At 39.3% G+C, this 12134-nt stretch carries 7 protein-coding genes and 1 pseudogene; all 8 read right to left on the reverse strand.

Features of this window, described 5'->3' with window-relative positions; translation table 11 throughout:
• The 8 genes and pseudogenes from N6A79_RS08880 to N6A79_RS08915 all read right to left on the reverse strand — a co-directional run bounded on the left by N6A79_RS08880 (position 1) and on the right by N6A79_RS08915 (position 12014).
• Positions 1-1311 (reverse strand): EH signature domain-containing protein, encoded by a 1311-nt coding sequence (locus tag N6A79_RS08880; RefSeq protein WP_268545653.1) that lies wholly within the window; start codon positions 1309-1311, stop codon positions 1-3.
• Positions 1304-2224, reverse strand: coding sequence for an OmpA family protein (locus N6A79_RS08885; protein ID WP_268545654.1), 921 nt, complete (start codon positions 2222-2224; stop codon positions 1304-1306). Before N6A79_RS08885 ends, N6A79_RS08880 begins: the two co-directional genes overlap by 8 nt.
• Positions 2224-4110 (reverse strand): hypothetical protein, encoded by a 1887-nt coding sequence (locus N6A79_RS08890; protein ID WP_268545655.1) that lies wholly within the window; start codon positions 4108-4110, stop codon positions 2224-2226. Before N6A79_RS08890 ends, N6A79_RS08885 begins: the two co-directional genes overlap by 1 nt.
• A gap of 109 nt (positions 4111-4219) precedes the next feature.
• Positions 4220-4876 carry an IS1595 family transposase gene (locus N6A79_RS08895; protein ID WP_268545656.1) on the reverse strand — a complete coding sequence of 219 codons (657 nt, stop codon included), beginning with the start codon at positions 4874-4876 and terminating at the stop codon, positions 4220-4222.
• A 136-nt stretch (positions 4877-5012) separates the two neighbouring features.
• Positions 5013-5669 (reverse strand): annotated as a pseudogene (locus N6A79_RS08900) (IS1595 family transposase).
• 147 nt (positions 5670-5816) lie between these two features.
• Positions 5817-7784 carry a hypothetical protein gene (locus tag N6A79_RS08905; protein WP_268545657.1) on the reverse strand — a complete coding sequence of 656 codons (1968 nt, stop codon included), beginning with the start codon at positions 7782-7784 and terminating at the stop codon, positions 5817-5819.
• Between the two features lie 262 nt (positions 7785-8046).
• Positions 8047-10143, reverse strand: a complete 2097-nt coding sequence (locus N6A79_RS08910; protein ID WP_268545658.1) for a hypothetical protein — start codon at positions 10141-10143, stop codon at positions 8047-8049.
• A gap of 212 nt (positions 10144-10355) precedes the next feature.
• Positions 10356-12014 carry a SulP family inorganic anion transporter gene (locus N6A79_RS08915; RefSeq protein ID WP_442784280.1) on the reverse strand — a complete coding sequence of 553 codons (1659 nt, stop codon included), beginning with the start codon at positions 12012-12014 and terminating at the stop codon, positions 10356-10358.
• Positions 12015-12134: the final 120 nt, after the last annotated feature.

Consider the following 12134-nt stretch of genomic DNA (forward strand, 5'->3'; position numbering starts at 1 on the left):
CTATATTTTTAATTCCACTTTGTTTTGCCAATTACCATTGTGCATAATGCCCCGATCAGGATCAATCAGCCTTATCTCTTCACAATCATAGCGCGATTGATATAATTTAGGTGCACGCTGTTCGCTTTCATCAAAGATATAAATCTTATAGCTATGCGACCCCTCAATAATGATTTTTTTGCCAATTCGCATAATCAATAGGGATGTATCACGCCGATGGCTACCCGCTGTTTGGTGACCAAATTGCAACCCTTTTTGCCCCAATTGCGCTAAACGGCGGGCATATTTTGCCGCATCATCACTAAAGGCCACCCATGCCTCATCAATGCGCTGCTTTTGGTCTAGACCAAGCCAGAATTTACGCCGTGGTTCCCACATATGGCTTGCTTCTACCTTGGTTACAACATCAAGAAATAAGCGGATATTAGCACCAGTCAACCAACGCAGAAGCAGTTTTTTATGGTTTTCTGAAACAAGTTTCCAGTTGTTACCGGTGTGAATGCGCGGATCACCGTAAATTCCGGTAAGAGATTGGGTTAAATAATCCTTGATTTCGTCACTGGGGCTTTTATCAAGCCACGGGGTTAATAATGCTTCGATCGCCTCCGCCGCACCATTATTTTTTGCTTGGGCACCATCGGGTCTTAGCCATTTTACTAATTTTTCCATTTGTGGCTTTTGGCTAAGATTGGGGGCAATTTTTCTAATGAAAAGCAAATGCGCCGCATTTAATAGGCCCGGCGCATGGGGGCTGGCAAAACCTAAATTGCGTAATTCTTGCCAAGGATTATCACTTGCAACCATAAGATTGGCCAAATCTTCGACAATTTGCATAGGATTTAAGACATTAGACAAATGGCTGACTATGCCTTGTGCATAGCCTTTTAAATAGGGTTTTGCCTTGGCTAAAGCAGCGGCTAAACGCATAGTATGATTGGCGGCACTGTTAAAACTATCAAGATAAATTTTAAACAACGTACTTAAAAAACTTGGTGACCTTGTTGCTTCAACCTCGCGATAATAAAATTCACGCAAGGATTGAAGATCGGGACGGTCAATCCTTTCCTTGTCAAATAAAGCCCATGCAGTGCTGGTGACAAAGGACGTTTTAACCCCTTGCCAATAATTATTTTGCACATGACCACGCATTTTTGCAATCAACGCTTCTGGATCTCTTATCATTGGCTTTAAATCCATATTTGGCCATTGATCAAAGACGCGCTTAACCGCTTTGATTGAAGCAGGATTCTCAGCAATAGCAACTTGTAAGGGAGCATAAACAAGCCGTAAACTATCCAACAGGCTAGTCATTTTTATCACCCTCTATGGCTGGTAAAGCGCCCAAAGCCTCTCTTATTTTAGCAATTTCAGCTGATTGGCTTGGCGTATACATAATGATGCGTAAATCAACACGGCGATTGGTATCGCGACCCTCTTTGCTGGTATTATCCTTAACTGGACGCATTTGCCCATAACCTGCTACCGATAAAACAGGTTGATGACGAAAGTTTAAAAAATCAACCAGTTGGGGCGAAACATCAATCACTTTAAAAAAGGTACTATTGGCGCGCGCCGTTGACAAACTTAAATTAGCAAGAAAATCACCGGTTGAATCCGTATGCCCTTCAATCTGAACCGATTCAATAATTGCATTGCTAGGATTACATGACTTATCCCATTTGGAAAGATCGCCAATTGTATAGCAGGGTAAAATTTGGCGTAAACGCTTGGCAAGATTATCAACAATCATAATACGGTCAGGGCGTAATGTTGATGAGTTGGTGGCAAATAGCCCATCACCTTGAAAGCGCAACGCATCGGATTCTTCACTAATCACCACGTCAAGATCGGGAAAATCTATTTTTAACTGATCGCGTAAAACTTCCAATATTTTTCGCCGTTCTTGCGAGGCCGCCGTCAAATAGGCCTCTAATGGGTCTATTTTCTTTAGCTTTTCAAGCTCTTGCTGCAATTGTGCAATTTGCTTTTTTAATTCAGCAATGATGATCTTTAGACTGGTATTTTCTGTTTCAACCGCTTGCTTTTCCTTTAGCACCTCTTCATAAATTGTGCGTGGAACCGTTGTTTTTTCACTATATTGCTGGGCAAAATAGGCCAGCAATAAAATAACCACAAATAGAAAGCTGACGGTCATGTCTGTCATAGACACGAAAACGCTTTCCTCTTCCTCCTCGCGGTTGCGTCTTCTATTGCCGCCGCGCATTATGGCCTCCGATTTTGCTGTGGTGCAAATTGTTCCGCTTGCTCAACAATTTCTCGCATTGTATCCAAAGCTGGGCCAAAATTTCTGGCTATTTGCTCTGTATCTTTTTGCAGTGTCTGAATAGCGGCTCTAACATTTTGTGTATATAGCTCAAAGGCTTCACCCAATTTTTGATCCATGGTGTCAAGACGGTCGCCTTGGCCTTTCATCCGCTCGAGCATGGTGGTAACACCGGCTAGCGCTTGTTCCATGGCTTTTGATTGGGTCATTAAAATTTGCTCCGCCGCAGCCAAACTATTGGCGGCAGAACGTGCCGTCATTTCACTTGATTTGGTAATGGTGGTGGCAACATTTTGCGTTGTATTGGTTAAACTCCGCATTAAATCGTCCATGCGCTCAACCACAATACGCACGGGCGACACTGCTTCAACCAATAGATTGGACGCACCATTAAAGCTTGTAGCTGCTCGCTGGGTTGCATCGGCACCCGCCTGCACACCCTCTGACATTTTGACCATATTCATCGTACTATTATTTAATTGGCCGATAAGCTGTTCAAGATGCCCCTTCATTTGGGTAAGTGGAGCCACCAATTCCTCACCGGCTTTTTCCGTCATTTCACCGACAACACGTGAAATATGCTCGCTGCTGCGCGATAAGGTAGCAGCAACATCATTGCCGATATTGCCAATAGTCGTGCTAACCTGTTGGCTGGTCGCCTGCATCCTTTGTTGAACAGCTTCCGCTTCATTTCGTGATGCGCTTTCAAGATCACCCTTAAAAGCCATGGCGGCCATCCGCAAATCATCAACGGCTTTGACAATATTTTGCGAAACGCCCTCCATATCAGAACCAATTTGCCCCGAGCTCTTATCAAGACGATCGGCAAGCTGACCAAGGCGTGTGCCAGCATCGGCAATGCGCTCACCAACATCGGATAGCGCAGAGGTGACAGAACCTGCCAATTGATTAGATAATCCCGAGACCATATCGCCAACACCATCGGTGCCCATTTTGCTAATTTTTTCCATCACTGGGCCAACAGCAGCTTGCATAGAGCGCTCAATTGCCTGAGGCAGCTCTTCACGCAAAGGGCGACTTAGCTGCGCCACAAGCTCGGTACCAATTGCCCTAAAATGCTCGCGCTGATCAATGGTTGCTTGGAGCTGCTGGGTGGCTAAATCCTCTAGGCTTACAAAAGATAATCTTATTTCAATTACATCACATAATTTATGCAATTTCGCTTCAAGCCTGCCATAGGCAACGCGCATTAAAAGCGTGAATAGGATGGAAAAAAATAGCCCGGTTAAGGACATAATAAATTTAGCCGATGCCACGGTTAATAATTGCCGCATGACATTGCTATCAATTTCTGCCCCTTGCCCCATAGTCGAAAGGGCAGAAACCAGTCCTAAGAATGTAAAAAATAGACCAATGGAAACAAAAAGCCCTGAAACAATACGCCAACTGCCAAGGCCAAAGCCCAAATCATCTGGATTAAAGAAAAAACTTGGCCGTGCAACATTTTGAACAATGATACTACCATCAAAATCGCGCTTTATGAGACTTTCATCATAGCTTTCCCATGCCGAAAATATGCGCTTTTTATAGGGATCATTAGCGGTTTCACGTAATGCATTTGTGAAAAGATCAATATTAGATGAAAATTTACCGCCAGAAATATTCTCTTTGAGTAGTGAAGTAAACCAGTCAATCGCCTGTTGTCGGCGATAAATTATAGAGAGAAAAAAACCGCTACATAATAAAAAAGCAATGGAAAACAGTAAGACCACAATACCCGGTGCATAATCCATTTTTACCAAGCTTGCCATGGTTAAAATGGCATGAACAACTGGTAACCCAATAGCGCTTAAAAAATCACCCAACTATCGCCTCCTGTAAAATATTTGATACCTTTATAAAAATTTCACCGCATATTTACAAGGCTTTACTTGAAATATTATTGGGGCTGGCATAGATAAGGGTTAAGTATAATTATTTTACCCAACTTAACAATACTTTAATCAAGTTCTGTGTTAGTCGATAGTTAAAACGCCACTCACACTCCTTTAAGTAGAGGTGAAAGTGCTCTTTTGGAATGCCATTAAAGCGACGCATATGCCGCTTGGCTTGGCTCCAGAAATCTTCAATTCCATTGATATGATTGCGATCATCCACAAAGGTTTTTGAGTAGTTGATCCGCTCATGGTGAAACTCAGATACATCGAGAACATCATAGGCAGAAAAGCTGTCTGTATAAACAATGGAATCTGGCTTAATTGATTGCCTAATAATCGGTAAAAGCGTTTCAGTACGGGCATTTGGTATAGGAAAAGCATGAACTTTTCCATTGCGTTTTAGCAATCCGAATACGGGCGTTTTCCCTCCAGCTCCACGCCCCCTTTTGCCTTTACGCACTCCACCAAAATAACTCTCATCAAGTTCAATTTCACCGCACATAAGTTCAGGCGTTTCTTGTTCAAGGCGGGAAGCTATTTCCTCTCGCAACTTTTGGAAATAAAGGATAGCTGTGTTCCTATTTACTCCTGCTAAAACGGCAGCAGAACGAGCCGTTGAGCCTGCTACGAAATACTTGATGAGTTCAACTTGTTTTACTTGTGAAAGGCGACTTTTACGCCGTGACTTATCCATTTGACAACAATAGCTTTTTTTCGCTATCTATGCCAGCCCCATATTATTTTCTATTAATGTAATGATAGAAAACGTTAATAAAGGCCATTCTCTGAGAGCCTGACTCATAATTATTTGCGTATTTTGGGGCTGACACCTAAGATTGTGATTTAAGGATGATTTTAAGATCATCTAGCAACTGTTTAGGTGTACCGATATTAAAGCGCCATTCACATTCTTTCAAGAATAGATTGAAATGCTCTTTTGGAACTCCGTTAAACTTTCTCATATGTCGTTTGGCTTGGTTCCAAAAATTTTCAATGCCATTAATATGGTTCTTTTCATTCGCAAATAAGATTGAATGATTAATGCGGAAATGTTTAAATTCTGAAACATCAAGCGCATTATATCCTCGCCAACAATCTGTATAAACAATGCTGTCCGGTACGATTTTCTGGCGGATTATAGGCATAAGCGTATCTGTTTTAGCATCCAAGATGATTTGCGTATAAACTTGACCACCTCGCTTAAGAATACCAAAGACAGCAACTTTACCTGCGGCTCCTCGACCGCGCATGCCTTTGCTATGACCTCAAAAATAACTTTCATCTAATTCGATTTCACCCGCAAATTGTTCCGCACGTTCCTGTTGTTTTACGGCAATTGAACATCGCAATTTATGAAAAAAGCGTACAGCTGTATTGCGATGAATACCAGCCAAATCAGCAGCTGTTCTAGCGGTTGAACCCGCAATGAAGTATTTCATAAGCTCTAACTGCTTATTTCTTGTTAGTTTACAATGCTTTACATACATAAAGAGACCCTAACTTATATAAAGTCAGGTGTCAGCCCCAAGATAAATTTAAGGGGTGGCATAGATAAGGATTAAGTTTAAGGGGCTGGCACCAACAGTTTTTTTAGGGATCTATACAAAATCGAAATTTAAATAAATATTGGCGATTTATGGAATTGATATAAAATCAATATCATAAAGTGACCAAAACAATGGCATATCCTTCTCTAAGGCCGGTCTCAAGAGCGCAATATTTCCGGTATTAGCTCGCTTTTCTTGCAGTTTAAGTTGTAATCTGCCGCCATCATGCATATAGGCATCGTAAATACTTGCAAATTTTTCAGCCTTTTTGTCCTCTAATTGCAACCCTAAGAGCATTTGCTTAACAACGCCCTTCATCTGAAGCTCATTCATTGAACTGCCCGTTAGCCCAACGATGTATAAAAGATTTCGACCTTTCAAGCCACGTGCTTCATATTGAAAAACCAATTTATTGACTATAACATCGAATAAATTGGCAAAAATATCTTTTTGCCGCCCCGAAAACAATGACTGATTAACATTAGAAAACTCAGCGCTAACCGTTAAATGCCCCAATTGTTTGCTTTCGATAAAACTATTATCAATTTTTAAGGCATTCAACTTGCTATTCCAAGTGGCCTCGAAGCGTAAATTGACATTTAAAGCCAAGTCTTTAAATCGCGGCATATCCATTTGATTGATTATCTTTTTAGGAAGTGTAAAATTATCGATTTCAAATGCAACTTTAGTTGGAATAGGTCCACTGGTTTCATAATCGTTTTTCAATGATACGTTATCAAGCTTGAAAATTTGCACGAACGCATCGTCACTATCATTTAAAAATTTTGATGGGGCATATAAAGCTAAATTGTTAATGGAAAAACTATCAATTTTTGGAAAATTCTGCCAAATTTGGGACATAAGCACTTTCGAATAATCAATATTAGCATTTTTCTTCAAACCATCCTTATCCAACAATCTAGAAAATTCGCCATCAATAAGATTGTAGAAATTAGCCAAATCTATATTTTCGGCCTGAACTTTATCAATTTGCCATTCACGAGGTAAGCTAAAAAGCACTATTGATCTTGGATGTTCCAAATCTGTAGCGACATCATCAATTTGATTGAATTGCAATGTAATCTTATTATTTTGATAGGAAATAGTGCCATTTTTAATTATAAACTGATACTCCATCATACCATCTTCAGATTCTTTGACATAGTCTTCAAAATCCAAATCAACAGCTTGAACCATATCCAAAAGATAAAAATAGCTGCGCATTAATTTGATGTTTTTATAATCTGCTAAAGGGTCTTCAACCAATGGTTGACCATCTTTACCGCGCTCGACATCACTCATTGCTAAAACAGCAATTTGATTATTAATTAAATCAACAAGGGTTTCACGATTTTGCCGTAAGAATAACCGCGATAGATTAACCTCTTCAAAATCAATACTCTGGCGACTATCATAATAATTTATATGACGAATATTTGCACTCTTCGCGATGGAGATAGGCGCATCTTTTTTATTGTTGTGGGGCGCGAAAAACAAATCAAAAACTTGCCAATAATTTAAATCACGAAAATTAATATGGTCGATTGATAAATTGACAGAATTATTATCGTAGCTAATCGAATTTTTGCCAATTTCAATAGCCGATCCCCAAAAATATTGCGATTGTATGATGCCTTTTGATACCATCTCAAATGAACCTGCATCCATCGTAAATTTGATAGAATATGGGGTATTACCAATAGATGATATTAACGACATTTCCTCAAAATCAATTTGGTTAATATCCATATTGAGGAAAGAATTTATAATAGCTGGAAAATATAATAATTTAAGCGGAGATGAAGATTCTTCTTCAAATTTTAAATCAGAAATTTTTAAACTATTAAGATTAAATTCAAAACTATCCTTATATTTTATATTGCTTATATCAAAATCAAATCGGCTATTATTTTTAGGTATAATCAGCAAGGTTTCGATATTAATTTTTGCGCTATGACCAACTGCAAGATAGGCGTTTTTAATGCTTATTACGCCGTCATCACGCTCCTCCACATGGTCGAAATATAAACCATTTTGCTTCAAAAAAGTAAGCATTGGTTGGTTTTTTTGTGTTGCTGCATGGGAAAATTGATAACAAAAAGCAGCGAGTAGAAAAAAGGCTACAAACGATAAGCGCATCAATTTGAAAAACACGAATAAACCTATGTAACAATCGTTTAAATTATACTGCAATCTTAGCATTTGCTTCCCCTTCATTCCACCAAACAAAACAATAACGTTGAAAGCATAAAAAAACCATTGGTATGTTGAAATTTTAACAACACACCAATGGCTATTCAACGCCTTTAAAACTGTTTTATTTTACAGTGACGGCAATATCAAATAGTGACCATAATGGATCAAGGTTATTGCTTAAATCCATCATAGCTAAACCTGGGATCCCAACACCAAAATTAGTTTTTGACTTTGCATCAAAGGCTATAACGCCACCGTTTTTCATAAACTTTGCCACAGGAACGATGACGCCTGCACGAATGTCATCATCATCGATATAGTCTTGCATAATAGGAACCATTCTCGAAATCAAACCATAGTTAACTTCTTCAACCGATATTTTTTTTTCTTTTGCAATGGCTTCTCTAAAGGCGCTAAGCTTTCCCTTATCGTCAAGGCTAATTTCGACATCTTTAACTGTTAAGCCCGATGCGGCAGCTGCCATTTCTATCGTATTACCTGAAAAAAGATATGGCTGCACTTGACCGATGGTTGCACTAGCATCTACACGACCAAAAACATTTGTTTCTAAAAAACTATCATGAAGTAAAATTTGTTTCTTTTCTTCATTCCAGTCAGCTTTAATACGTGCAGATAACTTTAGCATGCCATCGCTAAGGCCAACACTCTGAGGAAAATAGGTAAAGTCTTCGACGAATTGCTGATAATTGACAACATTTAAATCAATAGATGTTGGGATTGGACCAGATACAGCATATTTATGGTTAAGCGATATTTCATCAAATTTAACATTCCCCTTAGACATAGGTAAATTCACATCGACATTTTTAACTTCTATTCCGTCAATCTTAGGATATAGCTTGCCAACATTTGCCATTAAGCCGACAAAATATGTTGTGTCATTTGGTATTGTGTCAAGTTTCGATAATTTATCTAATTCTGAAACAGCAAATTGATATAGGGACGAAAAGTCTACGCTCTTAATACCAACAATACCGATTTTTCCAACTGCAACAGCTTGATCATCCAATAGCGGGCTAGCGGCATTAATATCCAAGCCCTTATATTCTATACTTGTCTTAAAAGGCTCATATCCAATTTTAAGCCCCTCGATATTAACGGTTATATCAACCTCAGAATCGTTCTGGATTGAAATTGCGTTTTTAGCCTCTTGTTGAAATGGACCTACCATATCGATCATATAAAGAGCATCACGAATAAGACCAAATAGTTTTGGATAGTCTAACTCCGCTTTTTCGCCCTTTTCCATAGCCTCACTTACGGATATGGAAGCAGATTTAGCAAATGCCAAGAGGTTGTTTATCGTATCAACCGGTGCTTTTTTTCCGTAACGCATAGAAAAACCATCAGTTGTAATTTCTTCAATCGACATCTGTTCTTCATGTTTTAAGGGTGATTTTGTATCAATTTTATAATTTTTGATAACGACTGCACCGCTCACTTTTTCAAATGGCTGATCTGGCTTATCGTCTGCGATAGAAGCCATTAATACTTGCAATCTCACATTAATATCGTGAACTGTAATATGCTCAATTGAGGCGACTTGGCGAGTGGGTGGCAACGATATGCTATTGGTGCTTATATTGGTAACAATATTATATTTATCAATTATTTGTTGTGCAACAATACCATTATTATAATCATGAAGCTCATATTTATCCATGGCAATTGACGCTGAAATTTTAAGTTCATTCAGGTTAAAAGAAAGTTTAACCAAGGAATTATCAAACACCATTAATTTAAAATCATTGCTTAGCAAATGCAAAGCAAAAGGCAGCATTTTGTTTTTAAGACGAGGGTCAAAAATATCTTTATTCAACTTATAACCTGTTATGGTAATAGTTGGCAAAGCAACTTCTACTACCTCATTTTTATAGCTGACATTTTTAAGGGTTAAATCCAGCAAACCATCATCTTTGAGTGCTACATCAAAGCTTTCAACATTAAGCTGCGTAGTTGCACTAACTTGCAATTTTGGCTCAACAAGAGAATAGGTTTTATCAGAATTTTTCTTCCATTCCTTAAATACGACCCCCTGCTCTTTCAATTGTTCAAAAACAGCATTTATTTTCTTTTGCTGCAAGCCAAGATAATAGTAGATGCCGCCGCCTATTAATAGAACAAGAATAATAAGGGTGACAATAAGTTTGCCCTTATTTCCTTTATTCTTATTGTCTGTGATACCCTCTTTGGACATATTTCCAACCCTATTTAATTGTCACAAATTGCTAAACTCTCATTGCAAGATCATTTAACTGCAAGTAATTTATCGCCGTTCTGAAATGATCTTTAAGCTCGCTTGACATAGTGCATTTATTTTTAAAAATAGAAATAAACAAAGGGCGTTATACACATGAAATTATGTCTTTTTAAACTTTTATTTCTGCAATAAATTTTAAATCTATTCTATTATTCTTCTGCGCTTTTAGTTGTTTCAAGGGCGCTCACAACATCACTATAAAACTCCACCAAGGGTGGGCGAATATTATGAGCAAGCATTTCCTTGCGCAGTACGATAGAAGCACCACAGATTATCAATCTCATCTGGCGTTTTTTAGCCGTTTGCGCTAAATTTTCAAGAATATGCGCCCCTGTTGCATCAAGCAATGGCACTGCGGAAAAGTCAAGTATCATTACCTTATAGCTATCAGCGATTTTATCAAGCACCGAGCCAATATTAGCGGCGGCACCAAAGAAAAAAATGCCAGAAATATGGTAGATGACAACTTCATTATTCAAACGACTATCATCATAGGGTCGAGGCGTACTATTAGCACCATCTACACTATCTTCGCCCACAAAGGGAACATCCATTTCAACATTGCTTAGGCTTGACATGCGTTGAATAAATAATAACGCGCCAAGTGCAAAGCCAATAATAATGGCTTCCGCCAACCCCCAAAATATGGTTAGTAAAAAAGTGACCGTCAAAATAAAAGCTTCGCCCTTTGATGCGATAAATAAGGTTTTTATCGCACCGCGCTCGATCATATTCCAAGACACAATGGCAAGTACGCCAGCAAGCGCCGCGAGCGGAATATAGCCAATGAGCTGAGCTGCAAACAGTATAAACATCAAGATAAAAATGGCATGCATGATACCAGCCATTGGCCCATGAGCACCTGCGCGAATATTAGTAGCAGTGCGTGCAATGGTACCGGTCACACAAATACCATGAAAAAACGCCGTAATAATATTGGCAAAGCCCTGCCCTACTAATTCACAATTAGAGCGATGGTGGCGTCCACTCATACCATCGGCAACCACTGCCGATAGCAGCGATTCAATCGCCCCAAGCAAAGCAAAAGTAATGGCTGCCGGCAATATCTCGACCATTTTATCAATCGAAAAAACTGGCATTATCGGCATTGGTAATTGCGATGGCATAGCACCAAAGCGGCTACTAACCGTTGCAACATCAAGCGCACCCAAAAAAGCCGCAAAACTTGCCAATGCAATTGCTATGAGCATTCCCGGCCAATGAGGGCGCCATTTTTTCAAAACAATAATAATAATGATTGTGAGCGCGCAAAGGGCAAAGCTTTGAACATTAAAAGTTATTATTGCGTTATATATTGCCGCCATTTTTGCAATGATCGGGCCTGGTTCTCCTCCCTGCAACTCTAAGCCCAATATATTAATCAATTGGCTGCAGAAAATTATTACGCCAATGCCCGCAGTAAAGCCGATTGTTACGGGATAGGGAATAAATTTAATATAGGTACCAAGACGTGCATAGCCCATAATGGCTAAAAATACTCCGGACATTAGCATCGCCAGTAATAGTCCATCCATGCCATGTTCGTTAATTGTGGTGGCGACCACGACAATGAAAGCGCCTGCAGGCCCACCAATTTGAAAGCGACTGCCGCCAAGCAATGAGACAAAAAAACCGCCGATAATAGAAGTATAAAGCCCTTGAATAGGCGAAGCGCCAGACGCAATGGCAATGGCAATAGAAAGCGGCAAAGCAACGATAGCAACGGTTAAGCCAGCTAAAGCATCGGCTTTGAAGTTGCTAAAACTATACCCTTCACGCAAAACCGTAATAAATTTTGGTGTAAACATTTGCCAAAAAATAGAACTTTGCTTTGAGCCATCATTATTAGATTTATGATTATCTATCCCCTGCCCCGACATTAGCTTTCCCCCTCAAGCCATAAAATTGCCGACCAACTTTCCATAATA

Origin of the sequence: Bartonella sp. HY761, from assembly GCF_026743145.1 — a bacterium.
Classification (GTDB): Bacteria; Pseudomonadota; Alphaproteobacteria; order Rhizobiales; family Rhizobiaceae; genus HY038.